At 68.4% G+C, this 18,814-nt stretch carries 19 protein-coding genes; 9 read left to right on the top strand and 10 right to left on the bottom strand.

Going from position 1 to position 18,814, the window contains the following annotated elements:
• Positions 1-3: 3 nt before the first annotated feature.
• The 4 genes from pcaH to pcaC are packed head-to-tail and all read left to right on the top strand — an operon-like array spanning position 4 to position 3,826.
• Positions 4-708, top strand: a complete 705-nt coding sequence (gene pcaH, locus ABZ909_RS00710) for a protocatechuate 3,4-dioxygenase subunit beta (RefSeq protein ID WP_356995892.1) — start codon at positions 4-6, stop codon at positions 706-708.
• On the top strand, positions 701-1,261 hold the full coding sequence (gene pcaG / locus ABZ909_RS00705; protein ID WP_356995504.1) for a protocatechuate 3,4-dioxygenase subunit alpha: 561 nt from the start codon (positions 701-703) through the stop codon (positions 1,259-1,261). Before pcaH ends, pcaG begins: the two co-directional genes overlap by 8 nt.
• Positions 1,254-3,428, top strand: coding sequence for a 3-carboxy-cis,cis-muconate cycloisomerase (gene pcaB, locus ABZ909_RS00700; protein WP_356995503.1), 2,175 nt, complete (start codon positions 1,254-1,256; stop codon positions 3,426-3,428). The genes pcaG and pcaB overlap by 8 nt, the downstream gene beginning before the upstream one ends.
• The gene (gene pcaC / locus ABZ909_RS00695; RefSeq protein WP_356995502.1) at positions 3,425-3,826 is read left to right on the top strand and encodes a 4-carboxymuconolactone decarboxylase; all 402 of its coding nucleotides are present in this window, start codon (positions 3,425-3,427) and stop codon (positions 3,824-3,826) included. Before pcaB ends, pcaC begins: the two co-directional genes overlap by 4 nt.
• 107 nt (positions 3,827-3,933) lie before the next feature.
• Here pcaC and ABZ909_RS00690 read toward each other — a convergent pair whose 3' ends face one another.
• Positions 3,934-5,400, bottom strand: a complete 1,467-nt coding sequence (locus ABZ909_RS00690; RefSeq protein ID WP_356995501.1) for an aldehyde dehydrogenase family protein — start codon at positions 5,398-5,400, stop codon at positions 3,934-3,936.
• Positions 5,401-5,565: 165 nt separating this feature from the next.
• On the opposite strand from ABZ909_RS00690, the gene ABZ909_RS00685 reads away from it, so the two are divergent.
• From ABZ909_RS00685 to ABZ909_RS00675, 3 genes are all read left to right on the top strand, one after another.
• Positions 5,566-6,054, top strand: coding sequence for a MarR family transcriptional regulator (locus ABZ909_RS00685; protein ID WP_356995500.1), 489 nt, complete (start codon positions 5,566-5,568; stop codon positions 6,052-6,054).
• Between the two features lie 103 nt (positions 6,055-6,157).
• Entirely contained in the window at positions 6,158-7,000 is an 843-nt protein-coding gene (locus ABZ909_RS00680; RefSeq protein ID WP_356995499.1) for a p-hydroxycinnamoyl CoA hydratase/lyase, read from the top strand.
• Positions 7,001-7,015: 15 nt separating this feature from the next.
• The gene (locus ABZ909_RS00675) at positions 7,016-8,527 is read left to right on the top strand and encodes a long-chain fatty acid--CoA ligase (protein ID WP_356995498.1); all 1,512 of its coding nucleotides are present in this window, start codon (positions 7,016-7,018) and stop codon (positions 8,525-8,527) included.
• Between the two features lie 78 nt (positions 8,528-8,605).
• On the opposite strand, the gene ABZ909_RS00670 is transcribed toward ABZ909_RS00675, so the two are convergent.
• Positions 8,606-9,931 (bottom strand): MFS transporter, encoded by a 1,326-nt coding sequence (locus tag ABZ909_RS00670; RefSeq protein WP_356995497.1) that lies wholly within the window; start codon positions 9,929-9,931, stop codon positions 8,606-8,608.
• Positions 9,932-10,048: 117 nt separating this feature from the next.
• Positions 10,049-10,972, bottom strand: a complete 924-nt coding sequence (locus ABZ909_RS00665) for an amidohydrolase family protein (protein ID WP_356995496.1) — start codon at positions 10,970-10,972, stop codon at positions 10,049-10,051.
• Positions 10,973-11,017: 45 nt separating this feature from the next.
• Between ABZ909_RS00665 and ABZ909_RS00660 the strand changes: the two genes are divergently transcribed.
• Complete coding sequence (locus ABZ909_RS00660; protein WP_356995495.1) at positions 11,018-11,788, top strand: IclR family transcriptional regulator; 771 nt, start codon at positions 11,018-11,020, stop codon at positions 11,786-11,788.
• A 167-nt stretch (positions 11,789-11,955) separates the two neighbouring features.
• Here the strand turns inward: ABZ909_RS00660 and ABZ909_RS00655 are convergent, their stop codons facing one another.
• The 3 genes from ABZ909_RS00655 to ABZ909_RS00645 all read right to left on the bottom strand — a co-directional run bounded on the left by ABZ909_RS00655 (position 11,956) and on the right by ABZ909_RS00645 (position 14,183).
• A complete protein-coding gene (locus ABZ909_RS00655; RefSeq protein WP_356995494.1) occupies positions 11,956-12,594 on the bottom strand; it encodes an HD domain-containing protein in 639 nt (212 codons plus the stop codon).
• Between the two features lie 13 nt (positions 12,595-12,607).
• Positions 12,608-13,084 carry a DNA starvation/stationary phase protection protein gene (locus ABZ909_RS00650; protein ID WP_356995493.1) on the bottom strand — a complete coding sequence of 159 codons (477 nt, stop codon included), beginning with the start codon at positions 13,082-13,084 and terminating at the stop codon, positions 12,608-12,610.
• A 109-nt stretch (positions 13,085-13,193) separates the two neighbouring features.
• Positions 13,194-14,183 (bottom strand): GlxA family transcriptional regulator, encoded by a 990-nt coding sequence (locus ABZ909_RS00645; protein WP_356995491.1) that lies wholly within the window; start codon positions 14,181-14,183, stop codon positions 13,194-13,196.
• A gap of 82 nt (positions 14,184-14,265) precedes the next feature.
• On the opposite strand from ABZ909_RS00645, the gene ABZ909_RS00640 reads away from it, so the two are divergent.
• Positions 14,266-14,430 carry a DUF2804 family protein gene (locus ABZ909_RS00640; RefSeq protein WP_356995489.1) on the top strand — a complete coding sequence of 55 codons (165 nt, stop codon included), beginning with the start codon at positions 14,266-14,268 and terminating at the stop codon, positions 14,428-14,430.
• A gap of 403 nt (positions 14,431-14,833) precedes the next feature.
• Here the strand turns inward: ABZ909_RS00640 and ABZ909_RS00635 are convergent, their stop codons facing one another.
• From ABZ909_RS00635 to ABZ909_RS00620, 4 genes are all read right to left on the bottom strand, one after another.
• A complete protein-coding gene (locus ABZ909_RS00635) occupies positions 14,834-16,702 on the bottom strand; it encodes a potassium transporter Kup (protein WP_356995891.1) in 1,869 nt (622 codons plus the stop codon).
• 257 nt (positions 16,703-16,959) lie between these two features.
• Entirely contained in the window at positions 16,960-17,376 is a 417-nt protein-coding gene (locus ABZ909_RS00630) for a hypothetical protein (RefSeq protein ID WP_356995487.1), read from the bottom strand.
• A gap of 226 nt (positions 17,377-17,602) precedes the next feature.
• A complete protein-coding gene (locus tag ABZ909_RS00625; RefSeq protein WP_356995485.1) occupies positions 17,603-17,740 on the bottom strand; it encodes a hypothetical protein in 138 nt (45 codons plus the stop codon).
• Positions 17,728-18,528, bottom strand: a complete 801-nt coding sequence (locus tag ABZ909_RS00620; RefSeq protein WP_356995483.1) for an SDR family NAD(P)-dependent oxidoreductase — start codon at positions 18,526-18,528, stop codon at positions 17,728-17,730. Before ABZ909_RS00620 ends, ABZ909_RS00625 begins: the two co-directional genes overlap by 13 nt.
• Positions 18,529-18,814: the final 286 nt, after the last annotated feature.

The raw sequence follows: 18,814 nt of genomic DNA, 5'->3' as shown, positions 1-18,814 counted from the left end.
GCCCTGCCGAGCTATCGATCCGATCCGCCCGGCACCCATCCGCCACTGCTGTATCCCGATTACGGGTCGACGCCGGTGCGCGCGCCGGGGGTGCCGCCCATCTTGCTGCCCCAACAGCTGACGGAGATCACCGGGCCACTGTTCGGCCCGGGCCGCCTCGGCGCGACCGATAACGATCTCACCGCGCAGCACGCCGACGAGCCGCTGGGACAGCGGATCATCGTCTTCGGCCGGCTCCTCGACGGCGACGGCCATCCGATACCGGATTCGCTGATCGAGATCTGGCAGGCCAATGCCGCGGGCCGCTACCGCCACACCGGCGACCGCTGGCCGGGACCGCTGGACCCGAACTTCACCGGCGTCGGCCGGACGCTCACCGACGGGCAGGGCCGCTATCGGTTCACCACCGTCAAGCCCGGCGCGTACCCCTGGCGCAACCACGACAACGCGTGGCGGCCCGCCCACATCCACTTCTCGGTATTCGGGCGGGCCTTCACCCAGCGTCTGGTCACCCAGATGTACTTCCCGGACGATCCGCTCTTCGGCCAGGACCCGATCTTCAACTCGGTCCCGGAAGCCGCACGGCCTCGCCTGATCTCGCGGTTCAGCCTGGAAGACACGCAGCCGGAATGGGCGCTCGCGTTCGAATTCGACATCGTGCTGCGCGGCCGCCACGCCACACCGTTCGAGGAGCCACACGATGACTGACCGCATCCTGCCGTCGACGCCGTCACAGACCGTCGGACCCTACCTGCACATCGGATTGTCCTGGCCCGACGGACCATTCGTGGTACCCGAGGGCACGCCGGGCGCGGTGTGGATCCGCGGGGCAGTCTTCGACGGCGAGGGTGCGGTGATCCCGGACGCGCTGATCGAAACCTGGCAGGCCGATCCGCACGGACGATTCGATCATCCCGACGACCCGCGCCCGGGCACCCCGGGCTGGCGCGGCTTCGGCCGCAGCGAGACCACGTCGGGCGAATTCGCCGTCCACACAGTGATTCCGGGTGCGCTACCCGGTCCCGGCGGCCGGGAGCAGGCCCCGCACATCGACGTGTCGGTCTTCGCCCGGGGGCTGCTGCACCGGCTGGTCACTCGGATCTATTTCCCGGAGCAGGCGATCGCGAACGCCGCCGACCCGGCCCTGGGATCAGTTGCGCCGCACCGGCGTAGCACGCTGATCGCGCAACCCGCCGTGGACGGATACCGCTTCGACATCCGCCTGCGCGGCGAGCACGAGACGGTGTTCTTCGATGTCTGAGCTGTTCGGCCCGATCCAGGCCGCCGGCCCGGTCGCCGCCGCCACCGATGACACCGCCTGGCTACAGGCGCTGCTGGATTCGGAGGCGGCGCTGGCGCGGGCATTGGCCGACTGCGGGATCATTCCCGAGGCGCACGCCGGAGCCATCGCCGCGGCGTGCCGGGCCGAACTCTACGATGTCCGCGAAATCGGTGCGGCCGCAGTCGATATCGGCAATCCGGCCGCACCGCTGGTGCGCGCGCTCACCGCGCGGGTCACCGACCGCGAGGCAGCCGGCTCCGTCCATCTGGGCGCGACCAGCCAGGACATCATGGACAGCGCCGCCATGCTGATCGCGGCCCGCGCCCTCGATGCCCTGGAGGCGGACCTGTCGGCGTGCGCAGACCTGCTCGCGGAGCTGACACGCCAGCACGCGGCCACCCCGCAGGTCGGCCGCAGTCTGTTGCAGCAGGCGCTGCCGGTCACCTTCGGCCTGACCGCCGCCGGCTGGCTGTCGAGCCTGGGCGCCGCAGCCGATCAGCTCGACCGGGTGCACCGCTCACGCCTGGCGGCACAGCTGGGTGGAGCCGTGGGAACCCTCGCGTCGCTGGGTGATTCCGGAACGGACGTAGCGGAGACCTATGCTCGCTACCTCGGCCTGACCGCTCCGGAGCTGCCCTGGCACACCGACCGCACCCGGATCGGTGAACTGGCGGGCGCGCTCGGCACCGTGAGCGGTGTGGTCGCCAAGATCGGCCGCGACCTCACACTGCTGGCGCAGACCGAGGTCGGCGAGGTCAGCGAGGACGGCGCGGCGGGCGGGTCGTCGACCATGCCGCACAAGCGGAATCCCATTGCCGCGGTTGCGGCGGTCGCCGCCGCCGCACAGGCCCCCGGGCTGGTGGCCACGCTGCTGTCGGCCGCCGCACACGAGCAACAACGCGCCGCCGGATCGTGGCACGCCGAATGGCGGCCGCTCACCGAATTGCTGCGCAGCACCGGGTCGGCCGTGCATTGGCTGCGGGAAAGCCTGTCCCGCTTGCAGATTCACCCCGCCCGGATGCGCGGAAATCTGGCACTCACCGGCGGGCTGCTGATGGCCGAGCGGGTCACCGCCGTGCTGACCCCGGCACTGGGCCGGCTGGCGGCCCACGACGCGGTGACCGACTGCGCGCGCCGAGCCCGCCCGGACAGCGCGGCGTTCGGCGACCTCCTGGCGGCGCACCCGCTCATCGCGGGTCATCTCGATCGCTCCCGGATCGACGCGCTGCTGGAACCGTCCGCCTACCTCGGCAGCGCACCGACCTTCACCCGACGGGCCCTCTCCGCACACGAGCAGGGTCGAATCCGCACCCGCCGCATGAGGGGCGGCGGTGATGGCGGCCCGGGTTCCCTCGCCGGAACCCGGGCCACCCGCGCTGTCACCGTGCACCACCTCGCCGACGGCGACCCCGGCGGCACACCGGTGGTGTTGATCAATGCCCTGGGCAGCACCCTCGAGATCTGGTCCGATTACGTACATCCGATGCGGGACAGCGGTTTCCGAGTCATCCGCTACGACACCCGTGGCCACGGCGACTCTCCGGTACCAGCGGGGCCGTACGGTCTCGCGGACCTCGGCGCGGACCTGGAAGCGCTGCTGAACCGACTCGAGATCGAGGCCGCGCACCTGGTCGGGGTCTCACTCGGCGGCATGACCGCACTGTGGCTGGCCAGGCATCGCCCCGAGCGGGTACGTGGACTGGTCGCGTGCTGTACCTCGGCCCGGCCGGGCAATCCAGAGAGGTGGCGCGAGCGGGCCGCACAGGCCGGCGCGCAGGGTATGCGAGCCATCGCTGACGGCAGTGTCGAGCGCTGGTTCACCCCGGAGTGGCGGGCCGACAATCCCGAAACCACCCGCCATATGCGCGATCTCACCGCCGATACGCCCGCCCACGGCTATGCGGCCTGCTGCGCGGCGCTCGCCGATCTCGATCTGAGCGGCGAGCTACCGCACATCACCGCACCGACCCTGGTGCTGTCCACCGTCCAGGATCCGGCGTTCCCGCCCGAGCACGGACGGCTCCTCGCCGACCGGATTCCGGGTGCGCGCCTCGAAATCCTCGATGGCGCGGCCCATCTCGGCCCCACCGAACGCCCCGACCTGTTCCTCCCACCGATCCTCGACCACCTCAGGGGTGCTCAATGACCGACCAGAACACCACCCGGCCCGACAGCGATGCCGCCATGCGGGTGCGCCGCGCCGTCCTCGGCGACGAGCACGTCGATCGCGCACAGGCGCGTACCACCGATTTCACCCGCCCATTCCAGGAGTACATCACCGCCGCCGCATGGGGCGGGATCTGGACCCGCGAGGGCCTGGACCGCCGTACCCGCAGCGCCGTCACCCTCGCCCTGCTCACCGCGCTCGGCTGCCACGAGGAACTCGCCCTGCACGTCCGGGCCGCGATCCGAAACGGCCTGAGCCGGGCCGAGATCGGCGAGGTGCTGCTTCACACCGCCGCGTACTCCGGAATCCCCAAGGCCAATACCGCTTTCGCGGTGGCCGAGCAGATCCTCGCGGAGATCCCCGCGGACCCGGCGTGACGCACCGCTGAGCGTGTACCCCACGCGCATCGGCCGACCCGCCCGAAGAGAACTCAGGCCCCCTGCGAGATCCGCAGGGGGCCTGAGTTTTTCAGCTGGCCGACGATTCAGCCGGGGAAAGGCAGCTGCTCGGTGGCGACGGTGACCCAGCGGGTGTTGGAAAACGCCTCGATGCCCCAGCGACCGCCGAAACGACCGTAGCCGGAGTTCTTCACACCTCCGAACGGAGCCTGCGGCTCGTCGCCGACGGACTGATCGTTGATATGAACGATGCCGGTGTGCAGCCCGGCCGCCACCCGCAGGGCGTGGGTCGCGTTCTCGGTGATCACGCCGGCCGACAGTCCGTGTTCGGTGTCGTTGGCCTTGGCCACGGCCTCGGCGTCGGTCGCGAAGGTGTCCACCACGCAAGCGGGGCCGAAGATCTCGGCGTGGTGGATGTCGGCGTCGACGGGCACACCGGTGAGCACCGTCGCCCGGTGCACCGCGCCCTCCGGTGTTCCGCCACCCGCGCGCACCACCGCGCCCTTGGCCACGGCGTCCCGCACGAGCGACGAAACACGCTGAGCGGCAGCCTCATTCACCATCGGACCGATGACCGTGGCCGGGTCGGCGGGATCGCCGGTCGGCAGCGATTCCACGGCCGCGCAGAACTTCTCGAGGAACTCTCCCGCCACCGACTCGTGCACCAGGATGCGATCGGCCGACATGCAGATCTGGCCGGAGTTGGCGAAGGCCCCGAAAACCGCCGCGCGCACGGCGTAATCGATATCCGCGTCCTCGAGCACGATCACCGAGTTCTTGCCGCCCAGCTCCAGCACGGCGGGCTTGAGATGCTCGGCGGCCAGCGTGCCGATGATCCGGCCGACGGTCGTGGAGCCGGTGAAGTTGACCGCTCGCACGCGCTCGTCGGCGATCAGGGCCTGCGCCACCGCCGGCGCGTCGGCGAGATCGTTGGTGATCACGTTCAGCACCCCCGCGGGCAGTCCCGCCTCGGCCAGTACGTCTGCGATGAACAGTCCGCTGGCCAGCGGCGCGGCCTCACTCGCCTTGAGCACCACGGTATTTCCCGCCGCCAGCGGCGCGGCCACCGCCCGGGTGGACAGGATGATCGGTGCGTTCCAGGGCGCGAACGCGGCCACCACGCCGAGGGGACGGCGCACCGCCAGGCCGAGCACCCCGGGCTGCGCGGAGGCCAGCACCTCGCCGCGGGGCGCGGTGATCGCGGCGGCGGCCTCACGCAGCACCCCGGCGGCCACCGCGGCATTGAACTCGGCCCATGGCCGTGCGCCGCCCACCTCACCCGCCATGTACTCCGCGCCCTGTGCCGCACGGGATTCCAGCAGATCGGCGGCGCGGAGGAAGACGGCTCGGCGCTGGGCCGGAGGCAGGTCGGCCCACTCGCCGAAGGCGGCGTGGGCGGCGTCCACGGCGGCGGTCACGTCGGCAGGTCCGGCTGCGGCGACACTGGCGTACACGGCCCCCGTGTACGGATTGACGACATCGGTTCTGGCCCCTGAACGGGCGGGGATCTCGGCACCGCCGATGAGCAGGGCGCGGGCGATGGACATGGGCATCCTCTGATCGTTTTCCGGCGGCCCGCGAGCGCGGGGCCAATGCGTTCGCCCGAGCATGGGACCGGACTCCCCCATGCCTCCACGCCCCTTCCATTGAATGGAAGCGCAGGTGAAACCCGGCGCCCGGCGGCGGATCGGCCCCGGACGCGATGCGAAGATGGCCGGGTGACCGGCATTTCCGATGATCGCGCCATCGACGCGCCACCCTCGACGCTCTACCTGATCAAGCAGCTGGAACTCGCGGTGCGGGCGCTCATGGACGACGCGCTGCGGCCCCTGGGGCTGACCACGCTGCAGTACACCGCGCTGACGGTGCTCGAGCGCCGCAGTGGACTGTCCTCGGCGCAGCTGGCGCGGCGGTCGTTCCTGCGTCCGCAGACGATGAACGTCATGGTGCAGACGCTCGAGGAGCGCGGGCTGATCCGCCGTGATCGCGATCCCGGCAATCGCCGGGTGCTGGTGGCGACGCTGACCGAGCAGGGCCGGGAAACCTTGCGCGAGGCCGCGCCCCGGGTCGGGGAGATCGAAGCCCGGCTGCTGAGCGGGATGAGCGATCGCCGCAGCACGGAATTCCGCAGCGTGCTGGCCCACGGGGTGTCCGCGCTGGCGGACGAGGCGGCGCGGCGGCGGATTCCCGAATCACCCGGCGAGTGAACGGGTTCGGCGTATCGCTGGACGAAAACGACTGTTGACGTTTCACCGTCGGGACCTGTAGAACCGTCTCCACAATCATCAGCATTACTGATAAAGGAGCCCGATGAGCACCGTTACCGAACCCTGGGGCGACACCGTCACGGTCGAATTCGACGAGGGCATCGCCTGGGTCAGCCTGAACCGGCCCGAGAAGCGCAATGCCATGAACCCGAAGCTCAATGACGAGATGGTGGCCACCCTCGACCACCTCGAGTACGACGACCGCTGCCGCGTGCTGGTGCTCACCGGCGCCGGCGAATCCTTCTCCGCGGGAATGGATCTCAAGGAATACTTCCGCGCGGTCGAGGCCAGCGGCAGCATCGCCGCCCAGCAGCGCGCCCGCCGCGCCAGCACCGAATGGCAGTGGCGGCGGTTGTCCTACTTCGCCAAGCCGACCATCGCGATGGTCAACGGCTGGTGTTTCGGCGGCGCGTTCACCCCGCTCGTCGCCTGCGATCTGGCCATCGCCGACGAGAAGGCGCAGTTCGGTCTGTCCGAGGTGAACTGGGGCATCCCGCCGGGGAGCGTGGTCACCAAGGCCATGGCCGCCACCGTGAATCAGCGCGACGCGTTGTACTACATCATGACCGGCGAGCCCTTCGACGGCGCTCGTGCCGCCGAGATGCGACTGGTCAACGAGGCGGTCCCGGCCGAGCGGCTGCGCGAACGGACCCGCGAGCTGGCCCTGAAGCTGGCCGGTCTGAATCAGGTCATTCTGCACACCGCTAAGGTTGGCTACAAGTTTGCGGCCGAGATGACCTGGTCGCAGTCCGAGGACTACCTGTACGCCAAGCTGGACCAGTCGCGGACGCTCGATCCCGCTCACGGCCGTGAGAAGGGCCTGAGCCAGTTCCTCGACGACAAGAGCTATCGTCCGGGCCTCGGCGCTTTCGATCCGTCGAAGTAGATCCGAGGGACTGGGATGAATGTGCGCAATCGGGGGCTGGGGTCGTGGCCCGCACGCCGCGCCCGCATGACCCCGGACGCGGTCGCGATCACCATCGACGACCGCTCCGTCACCTACGCGCTGTTGCACGAGCGCGCGACCCGCGCGGCCTGGATGCTGCGGGGACTGGGAGTCGGCCCCGGCGACCGGGTCGCCTATCTGGGCCCGAATCATCCCGTCTATCTGGAGGTGCTCTTCGCCGCCGGGTTGCTGGGCGCGGTCTTCGTACCGCTCAATGCCCGATCCGCGGCGGCGGAGATCGAGTACGTGCTCGCCGATTCCGGCACGTCCGTACTCGTTCACACCGGCGAGCACGATGCCCTGGTGGCTGCCCTGCCCGGCACCGACCGCCCGGGCATCGTGCGCGTCGGCGGCCCCGGCGGCTACGACGAACAGTTGGCCGGGGCCTCGACCGCGGTCATCGACGAGTCGGTGTTGCTCGAGGACGACTGCCTGATCATGTACACCTCCGGCAGCACCGGGCGGCCCAAGGGGGCCGTGCTCACCCACGGCAACCTGACCTGGAACTGCGTCAATGTCATTGTCGAGAGCGATGTCGCGAGCGACGAGTCGTCCCTGCTGGCCGCCCCGCTGTTCCACGCCGGCGCACTCGGCATGGTGTGCCTGCCGACGCTGCTCAAGGGCGGCCGGGTGGTGCTGCTGGCCAAGTTCGACGCGGGCACCGTGCTCGAACTGGTCGAGCGCGAACGCATCACCTGGATGTTCGGCGTCCCGACCATGTACAACGCGCTGGCCGCGCACCCGCGCTGGGACGACACCGACCTGTCGAGCCTGCGCACCCTGCTGTGCGGGGGCGCGCCGGTGCCGCACCGCACCATTCAGCGCTATCTCGATCGCGGGCTCGGCTTCGTGCAGGGCTACGGCATGACCGAGGCCGCGCCCGGCGTGCTCGTGCTCGACCGCGCGCATGCCGAGACGAAGCTCGGATCCGCCGGTGTGCCTTCGTTTTTCACCGATGTGCGAGTGGTGGACGGCGAGGGCGCGGAGGTCGGGCCGGGTGAGCGCGGCGAGGTGCTGGTGGGTGGCCCGAATGTCATGCGCGGCTATTGGAAGCAGCCCGAGGTGACCGCGGATGTGTTGCGGGATGGCTGGTTCCACAGCGGCGACGTCGCCACCGTCGACGCGGACGGCTATGTGTTCATCGTGGACCGGATCAAGGACATGATCATCTCCGGCGGGGAGAACATCTACCCCGCGGAGGTCGAGAACGAGCTGTGCCGCCATCCGGCGGTGGCCTCGTGCGCGGTCATCGGCGTGCCCGACGACCGGTGGGGCGAGGTGGGCAAGGCGGTGGTGGTCGCCGTCGGCTCCGATCGCCCGGACCCGGCCGAACTGCTGAGCTTCCTGCGTGAGCGGCTCGCGGCCTTCAAGGTGCCCAAGTTCGTCGAGTACGTCGACGAACTGCCGGTCACCGGCTCCGGCAAGATCCGCAAAGCCGACGTCAAGCGGCTGTACGGCCGATCCTGAAGTACCGCAACACGATTGCCCGAAACGAATGAGCCCCCGAGCCGGTGATCCCGGCTCGGGGGCTCTTTCTCGTGCGGGTCAGCCGACGAGTTCGGGTTCGGGATCCGCCTCGCGCGGGCGCAGGGCCGGGAGATGTGCGATCAGGATCGCGACGGCCGACAGCACCGTCACGACGGCCAGATACAGGCCGATGTAGAGCGAGTTGCCGGTACCGGCGAAGATGCTGGTGGCGATGATCGGCGACAGCGCGCCGCCGAGGATCGCACCGAACTGATAGCCGATCGAGGAACCGGTGTAGCGCAGCCGGATCGGGAACAGATCGCTGATCACCGCGGGCAGCGGCGCATACTGCGTGGTGTTGGCGACGATGGCCAACGAGCAGCCGACGATCGCGAACGCCACCACGCCCGTATCGAAGATGGGGAAGAAGGCCAGCGCCGCGACCGCCTGGAACGCCGAGCCGATCAGCATCAATCGGCGTCTGCCCCAGCGGTCGGCCATCAGCGTGAGCACCAGCGTGGCCACGAATTGCACCGCGCTGGTGACGATCACGACGATCAGCAGCGTATTGCGGGTGTAGCCAACCTCTTTCGTCCCGTAGGACAGAATGTAGGTGAGCACGATATAGCCGATGGCAGGGCTCGCAGTGGCCGCGAAAACCGCCGTCAGCACGTGGCCGGGATAGCGGCGCAACACCTCGAGAATCGGCGCGCGGGCGACATCCTTCTCCGATACGGTTTCGGTGAACAGCGGACTTTCACTGAGCCGCCGCCGAATTCGGAAGCCGTAGCCGACCAGCACGATGCTGGCCACGAAGGCGACCCGCCAGCCCCAGTGATTGAAGCCCGCACCGGTGAACTCCGACAGCACCAGCATCATCCCGTAGGCGAACACCGCGCCCGCGGGCACGCCCAGCTGGGTCGCCGAACCGTAGAAGGTGCGCCGGTTCGGCGGTGCGTGCTCGATCGCCATGAGCGCCGCACCGCCCCATTCCGCGCCTACCGCGAGACCCTGGATCAGGCGCAGGACGAACAGCAGAATCGGTGCGGCGACACCGATTTGGGCGTAGCCGGGCAGCAGGCCCACCAGCACGGTGGAGCCGCCCATCATGACCAGCGAGATGACGAGCACCTTCTTGCGGCCGATGCGGTCGCCGAAATGCCCGGCGATCACGCCGCCCAGCGGTCGGGTCAGGAAGCCCACCGCGAAGCTGGCGAACGAACCCAGTTGGCTCGCGGCCGGATTGCTGGAGGGGAAGAACTGCGGGGCGAAGATCAGCGCCGCCGCGGCACCGTAGAGGAAGAAGTCGTACCACTCGATCGCGGAGCCGATGAAACTCGCGGTGGCGGCCTGCCGGGCCGCCACCGGATTGATGGCTCCGCGATCCTTGTGCTGGCTGTTCATCAACCGGCTCCTGTTCGGAATGTGATCTGGATCGCCGAACAGGAAAGGTCATGCGACGCCTACCCTCAACAGGGCCTTCCGTTCAATGAGAACCGGCTCACAAGTCGGCGCGGAGAGCTATAGCGCGGGTCGGTCCACGCCCAGCCCGAGTGCTCGAATCGCATTGTCCTTCATGATCTTCGGCCGCAGCTCGGGTTTGATCTCGAGCTTCTCGAAGTCGGCGATCCAGCGCTCCGGGGTGAGCGCCGGATAGTCCGAGCCGAACAGGACCTTGTCCGAGAGCATGCCATTGGCGGCCCGGATCAGCTGCGGCGGGAAGTATTTGGGCGACCAGCCGGACAGGTCGATGTAGACGTTCGCCTTGTGGGTGGCGATGGAGATGGCCGCGTCCTGCCACGGCACCGAGGGATGCGCCATGATCACGGTCAGCCCGGGGAAATCGGCCGCGACATCATCGAGCAGCATCGGATCGGAGTAGCGCAGCTTGATGCCGCGGCCACCCGGCAGGCCGGCGCCGATGCCGGTCTGGCCGGTGTGGAACAGGGCGGGCACACCCAGGGACTGCAACTCCTCGTAGAGCGGGTACACGCGGCGGTCGTTCGGCTCGAACGCCTGCAGGCTGGGATGGAACTTGAAGCCGCGCACGCCGTATTCGGTCACCAGCCGCCGTGCGGCCCGGACCCCGGCCGCGCCCCGGGCCGGGTCGATGGACCCGAACGGGATGAGCACGTCCGGATGCGCGGCCGCGGCCTCGGCCAGCTCCTCGTTGCTCAATGTCGGGTGCCCGGTGGTGAATTCGGCGTCGACGGTGAACACCACCGCGGCCATGTCGGCGGCACGGTAGCGCTCGGCCAGGTCTTCGACGGTGGGCTGGGGCATCGCCGGGCCCTTGAAGTAGCGCTCGGCGGCCGCCAGCAGTTCGTCGTCGAGGGAGAAGTGGCCGTGCCGGTCGGCGTGGATATGCGTGTGGACGTCGATCGCGACCAGGCGGTCGAGGTCGAGGGTGGGTGCGTTGACGGATGTCGTCTCGGAGTGGTACACATCTCATCTATATCAGTAATACTGATAATTCCGAAAGGAGCGCCCATGGCCAGATCGACGAGCGGCGAATCCCTGCTGTCCCGCGTGGTACGGATCTACGAGGCCTTCGGCCCGGACCACCGCGCGGTCACGCTGTCGGAATTGGCCAGGCGCAGCGACCTTCCACTGGCCACGGCGTCCCGGCTGGTCAACGAGCTGATCGAGTACGGCTGGTTGCGCCGTGACGCGCAGCGCCGGGTCTGCGTGGGAGTTCGGATGTGGGAGTTGGCGTCCCGGGCCGCTCCGACGGTCGGCCTGCAGGAAGCGGCCATCCCGTTCATGTCGGACCTGCACGCCGCCACCGGCCACCACGTTCAACTCGGTGTCCTCCAGGGCGGGGAGGTCCTCTACATCGAGCGGCTCTTCGCGCCCCGCTCGGTCCGCAACAGGGTGCGAGTCGCCGGCCGGCTGCCCCTGCACGCCACCTCCAGCGGCCTGGTGCTCCTGGCCCACAGCCCGCTCGAGGTTCAGGAGGCCACTCTCCGCCGCCCGCTGCAATCCCTCACTCCGCGCACCATCACCAACCCCGCCCTGCTGCGCTCGACCCTCAGCGAGATCCGCCACACCGGCGTGGCCTACTGCCCCGGCTACGTGGACGAGTGCGCGACCGGTATCGCTGTGCCGATACGCGCAACCGGCGGCCGGGTCGTCGCGGCGCTGTCCCTGCTCATGCCCAACGACGGCGCGGCCCGCGGTGCGATTCCCGCCCTGCGCACCGCCGGCCGCGGCATCTCCCGGCTACTCGGCGACACCGCCGAGGTCCGCAATATCGCCTGAGCCGCCAGGGCTGCGCCGACATGATCACCGGATGGGGTCTTGGCGTCTTGCAGCAACAGTGGGCCGCGCCGGCCCGCGCTCATACTGTCCTGGTTGTCGGCGACCGCAGCTCCGGCGGCGGTGGTCAGTGGTTTTGGGTTGTCCTCGAACATGATTGGATTCCTCGCCTATTCGGGCCAGCCGTTGTTGCGGATTATGTCGACGAAGTCCTTCCGTTCGAACGACGGGTCGAAATGCGCCAGGACGTCGTCGTTCATCGTGCCGAACGTGGTGTCGGGACGATTCGCCATTCCTTGGTAGAAGGCGCGCAGGATGCGGTTCTTGAAATCCGGTCGTGGATGGGCCGCGACCACTTCGGCGCGCTGCTGCTCGCTGATCTCGTCGAGATCGAGCCCGAGTACATCGGTCTCCACGCCCAGGGTGACGACAGCGACCTGCGGGGCGAGCCGCAGCGGAATCTCGGGGGTGGTGTGCAGCGCGATCGCCAGCCAGACATCGCGAGCGTCCTGTTCCGCGCGGCCGTGGTCGAGCAGGAATCTCGAGGCGGCATCCGCGCCGTCGAGCTCGAAACGCTGGTCCTTACTGGCGTATTCGGTGGTCAATCCGAGATCGTGGAACAACCCGCCCACATAGGCGAGTTCGGGGTCGACCTCGAGTCCGCGTGCGGCTGCCTTCAATGACCCCCAGAGAAATACTCGGCGGGAATGGTTGAACAGCGTGTCGTCGGCTGCTCTCCGCACCAACGAGGTGGCCTCGCGGACGAGTTCGGTATCCGGAATATCGACTCCGGCAATGGTTTCAGACATGGGATCTCCCGGATCAGACGATGCGGTTCTCGGAACCGAGCAGCCACGCCTGCTTCTCGATGCCGTCGATGATCTGGTGCAGCAGGTCCGCGGTGGACGGATCCTCGGCGTCGATGTCGTCGTGGACCTCGCGCAGCACGGCCGCGGTGCGGTGCAGCTGCTCGACGATCAGGTCCACGATGGTGCCGGTGTTCTGTTCACCGGATGGCAGCTCGGGCAAGGCGGTCGTCGCCGCCACGGTGGCAGGTCGGCCGTCGGGTACCGCCTCCAGCGCGCGCATGCGTTCGGCGATGGTGTCACCGGCGTCGCGGGTCAGCTCGACGATCTCGTCGAGCTGCAGGTGCAGGTCCCGGAAATTGGGTCCGACGACGTTCCAATGCGCCTGTTTTCCATTGAGCTGCAATGCGATCAGTTCGACGAGCACGCGCTGCAGCTGGTCAGCGAGGCGAATCGAAGCGCGGAAACCGGTGGTGGTCGGTAGGGAGGTCATGGTCTACTCCTCGGTTAAGTTGACTGATTCCAGTCTTGCTACCGGGCTGGAATCGGCCTACCGCGAGGATTGACGACTGTCCCACAGATTCGGACACGGCCGAAATGGCTCAGACGGCGTCAGGGGAGATGGCCTGCCGCCCCGGGCCCGTGGTTTCGAAACGGGCGCGGTACTGGGTCGGGGAGATTCCTAAGCGGGAGACGAAGATTCGGCGCATGGTCTCCGAGCTTCCGAATCCCGCCGCCCGCGCGGTCTCCGCGACGCCGCGCCCGGCGTCCAGGAGGGCCTTGGCATGATCGAGCCGCACCTGTTCGACGAACCTGGCCGGTGTGGTGTCCAGCTCGGTGGCGAACAGCCGCGCCAGGTGGCGCGGGCTGACGCCGACCCGCACGGCCAAGGCGCTCGCACTGTGATCGAGGGCGGGTTGCGCGGCAACCAGATCGACCACGGTGCGCAGGCTCGGCGCGGTCGGAAGATGGGTCTCGAGCGGCGCGGAGAACTGCGACTGTCCGCCGGGCCGCTGCATGAACATCACCAGACTGCGTGCGACCTCCCGCGCGACGCCCGGGCCGTGGTCCTGCTCGACGAGGGCCAGCGCGAGGTCGATGCCGGCCGAGACGCCCGCGGACGTGAAGACACCGCCGTCTTCGACGAAGAGGGCGTCGGGTTGCACATCGATGTCGGGATAGACGCGGGACAGCAACCGCGCGTGTCGCCAGTGCGTGGTGGCACGCCGACCCGAGAGGAGTCCGGCGGCCGCGAGAACGAACGAGCCGGTGCAGATCGATACGAGCCGCCGGGTCCGGGGGTGGAAATTCCGCACCGCCGCAATCAGATCGGCCGGGACCGGTTGCTCGACGAGTACATCGCCGCCCGCGATGACCACCGTATCGACCTCCGGGGTGCCGGTGGCCGGTCCGTCGACAGTCAGATCGATTCCGACCGACGTCTTGACCGGCCGACCCGACGGCGAAACATACCTGAGCCGATAACCGGCCCCGAACCGATTCGCCTCGGTGAGCACCTCGGCCGGGCCCGACACGTCCAGCATCTTCACGCCGTCGAATACGACGAACACGATCTGCCGATCCTTCGCCACGACACCTCCCTTCCGCGCTCTGCCCCTCTCGAGAGCATGACAGAAATCGCCGGACGCATGCCGCAGGCCGGGCGGTATTTACGTGCTCTTCCACGAACGCGTCGCGAAATCCAACCTGCTCGTAGTCGCCGGTGAAACCCACCAGTGCTTCGGACATTTCAGCGGCCAGGTGCACACCGACGACAGACGCCGCCTCGATCTCGACGGCGTCGTGGGCTGGGCGGAGCAGGCGCACAACCCGTGGTGATCCGGGAGGGCCCTCGTCACCGGAATCGGGACATCGTGATTCGCGTCGAGTGCGCTGCGGCCGCTAAGAACTCGACAATTTCGCGCCCGCACCGATGATGGAAGCGTCAAGGACCAAGGGGCGCCTTCCGGCTTGGGTATCCAATGGGAACCCAGGCCATGTCGAAGCTGGAGGCGAGGTTATGGGCATCATCGGCAGGGAAGTCAGGCTGTCGTCGGTCCATGTGCGGTGGTCGCCCACGGAGGAGGTGTACATCGCGCGGTCCGATCGGCATCCCGGTCTCGCCGCTCGCGATGAGTGGTCCTCCCTCGCCGCCGTCGACACCCTGATGGATCTGATCGAATGTCAAGGGCGGCACGATGATTGGTCGGGGCGGCCGGCCGCCTGAAATATGCGGGCCCGCCTACACCTCGATCTGCGAGCCCATGATGACCGTGCGGTCCCGGGGGAGGCCGAAGTATTCGGCGGCGTCGGCGGTGATGTGGCTGGTGGCGATGAACAGGCGTTTGCGCCAACGGGCCATGGTGGGTTGGGGGCCGGTGCGCAGTTCGATGGTGGACAGGAAGTACGAAGCCTCGGCCAAATTCAGCGGGCCTTCGGTTTCGGCGGGGTCGAGCAATGCGAGCGCGGCTGGGACGTCGGGGGTTTCCATGTAGCCGTAGCGGGCGGTGACATGGATGATGCCGTCCTCGCGGTAGTCCAGGTGGTCGACGGTGATGCGCCGGTCGGCCGGAACCCGCGGGACCGGTTCGGTTTTGATCGACAGGAATACGACCTGCTGGTGCCGTACGTGGTTGTGCTCGACGTTGGCACGCATGGCCAATGGAGCGGTTTCCTTGCCGCGGTTGAGGAATACCGCGGTGCCGGGGACGGTGACCGTTGCCGGCACGCCCTCCTGCAACTGGTCGATGAACACGCGCAGTGATCCTTCACGCTGTTCGCGTTCGGTGGTGACGAGCTCCCGGCCGTGCTGCCAGGTGGTCATGATGGTGAACGCGGTCAGGCCGATCATCAGCGGCAGCCACGCGCCGTGCACGAGCTTGGTGAGGTTCGCCGCGACGAACAGCAGGTCGACGGCCAGCAGCGGGGTCGCGGCGAGCACGATCAGCCACATGGGCGTATTCCATTTCGCCCGTGCGACATAGAAGAACAGCAGGGTGGTGATGGTGATGGTGCCGGTCACCGCCATACCGAAGGCGAAGGCCAATGCGGCCGAGCTGCGGAAGGCGAACACCAGCGTCAGGACCGACACCATCAGCAGCCAGTTGATCCACGGCACGTAGATCTGCCCGATGGTCGATTCCGAGGTGTGCGCGATCCGCAGCCGCGGTAGGTAGCCGAGCTGGGCGGCTTGGGCGGCAACGGAATACGCGCCGGTGATCACCGCCTGCGAGGCGATGACGGTGGCCGCGGTGGCCAGCACGACCATCGGCAGCCGCCCCCAGCCGGGGACGAGCAGGAAGAACGGGGCGCTGGCATTGGCGGGGTCGTCGAGGATCAGCGCCCCCTGGCCGAGGTAGCTGAGCGCGCAGGCCGGGAAGACGAGGAACAGCCAGCCGCGGGTGATGGCGCGCCGGCCGAAATGCCCCATGTCTGCGTAGAGCGCCTCGGCGCCGGTGACGGCGAGCACGATCGCCGCGAGTGCGAAGAACGCGATTCCGAAGTGGCCGAGCAGGAATCCCAGCGCATAGGTGGGTGAGAGCGCCTTCAGGATTTCCGGATGCGCGGCGATGCCGGTGCTGCCCAGCACGCCGATGGTCACGAACCACACGATCATCACGGGCCCGAACATTCGGCCCACCGCCGCGGTGCCGCGCCGCTGCACGAGGAACAGCCCGATGATGATCACCGCCGTGATCGGCACGACCAGCTCCGCGAGCGAGGGCTGCACCACCTTCAGACCCTCGACGGCCGACAGCACCGAGATCGCCGGGGTGATCATGCTGTCGCCGAAGAACAGTGACGCGCCGAAGATTCCGAGCGCCGACAGCGCGAGCGCGGTGCGCCGCCCGCCCGGCGCGACCCAGCGCCGCAGCAGCGTGATGAGCGCCATGATGCCGCCCTCACCCTCGTTGTCGGCGCGCATCGCCAGCAGGACGTAGGTGACGGTGACGATGATCGTGACCGACCAGAACACCAGCGACGCGACACCGAATACGTTGTCCCGGCTCACCGGAACCGGGTGCGGGTCACCGGGATCGAACACGGTTTGCAGGGTGTAGATGGGGCTGGTGCCGATATCGCCGAACACCACACCGAGCGCACCGACCACCACCGCCAGCCGGGCCGTGTCGTGCGCGACGGACGCGCCCGGTGCCGACTGCGGCGCGGGGGCGTCACCTGTCGCCCCCGTGGGTCGCTGCTCGGTCACAGTGTTACCTCCTCCGAGCGGGCGGCCGTGCGGCTGCCCGCGAATCGTGCCGGACGTTACCGGCTCGGAGGCACAACGTCCGATACGGCCTCATTCCAGCGCGCCGGTAACCACCACGGCCGATACGGGTCTCGGACTCCGCTACCGTGGTGCCACGGTCAGACTCGAGACGTCGCGGCGAGCCCTCTCACCCTGTTGCGACGAGCGCTCAGCACTCGGTCGGCGGCTCTTGCCAGGACTGAGCGATGCTCTGCGAGTCGGCCAGCATCGTGAGGAGTCCTTCTTGCGGCGATGTTCGACAACGCTTGCGCGACCGCCTCGCCCCGGTCGGTCAGCCGCAGCGGCCCGGGAATCGTCAGGGGCTCGTCCCAACTGCCGTGGTCATCGGTGGCGAGGAGTCCATGCGCTGCGATCAGGCGCAGGGCCGACGCCAGATCCGCGCCCTGCGCCGACATGAATCTCCTCAGAAGTGCAGTATTGCAACCTGATTCGGAAAGCATGTCGAGTATCTCGACGACGTGGCAATGGTTTGCCAGCTCGTCCAGCAGCACCGCGTCATCATGATCGCCGGCCATTCGAACCATCTCCTCGTTGCCCGGAAATACTCCGGGCGGGAGTTGGAAGATAGGCGTGTCCGAGCGGTGGCAACAGCTGCTTTGACGCACCCTTGGCGCTGTCGACCTGCTTCTTTGCAAGATCCATACGACCCGATGGCGAAGCCGCCGCCCCCTTTCGGGTTCGCGGCGGCTCCTGTCCTCGGCGCAACCATCACATGCCGGTGACGGCCGCGCCGGAGGTCGATCAGCCCTGGCCGGGCTTGTGGCCGTGATTCGCCTTCTTCTTGCGGCGGGCGCGCTTCTTACCGGCTCGTTTGGACACGTATTCCTCCCGGAGGATCGCCGACTGGGTCAGGCGGTGTGGGTGAGCTAATTGCTCCACGCGGCGAGCCGGGTGCGGGCACGCGAATTACGTACCAGCGCTGCGGCTTTCGTGGACTCAGCGCCTTCGTAGTAGCCGCCGTTCATGACCGGCGTGCTGGGTGTGGCCAGCTGCACCAGTAGGGCTGCGGCGCGGTCGAGCGGCGCGGTGCGGTGGCTGCGCAGGCGCGGCAGGTCGATCTCGAAGTCGGCCGGATGCACGCTGACCGAGGTCAGGCCGTCCGGCCCGGTCTCGGCCAGCGAGCGGCTGAACATGGTCAGCGCCAGCTTTGACTGCGCGTAGATCGCGAATGGGGTGTAGATGCCGCGGTTGCGATCCAGATCCGAGTAGTCGATGTTTCCGGCGGCGTGCAGCTTCGACGTGACAGCGACGACCCGCCCCCGAGCTGCTTCGAGCGCGGGAATCAGCGCCATGGTCAGGCGGTGCGGCGCGAGATAGTTGACCTGGAGTGTCAGTTCGTGCCCGTCCTCGGTGTGAGTGCGCGCATCGGGAGCCGCGATGGACGCGACATTGATCAGTGCGTCCAGGCGAGTGAACTCCGCGGCCAGGGTACGGCCGAGTTCGTCGACCTCGGCCAAGCGGGTGAAGTCGGCCTGCACCATGCGCACCTGGCCGGGCTCGGCCGTGGCCTGCAGGCGCCGCATCGTCTCGTCGGCGTGGTTCTTGTCCAGAATGTGCGCGATGACGGTATCGCCGTCGGCGATCACCCGCTGCGCCGTCGCGAAACCGAGGCGCGTATCGGCCCCGGTCACGAGGACGGTACGGGCGCTGGACAGGGTTGCGGACATAGCTCTCCGATCACTGAGGGGGTGGCCCGCGTCGAGGGACGGGAGCACACGAAAGGTTCGCGATGACGCTCGCGGGAAGGTGTGGAACGTCGCACTGACACTGGCGACACCGCGGCGCGAATACGCTGCGCGGCAACGGATATGACGAACGGGCTAGACCGGACTCGGCGGCTCGTCCTCACTCTGGAAGCCGAAGAGCTCCAAAGCGGACGGCATGCGCTCGACTCGGTGCCGGGCAACGTCGACAGCGACGCGCAGGGCGCGACGAGGGCCGACGATTGCAGTC

The sequence above is a fragment of the Nocardia sp. NPDC046763 genome, from assembly GCF_040645495.1.
GTDB lineage: Bacteria > Actinomycetota > Actinomycetes > Mycobacteriales > Mycobacteriaceae > Nocardia.
Note: the sequence above shows the minus strand (reverse complement) of the source record. Positions and strands in the feature narration are given on the sequence as shown.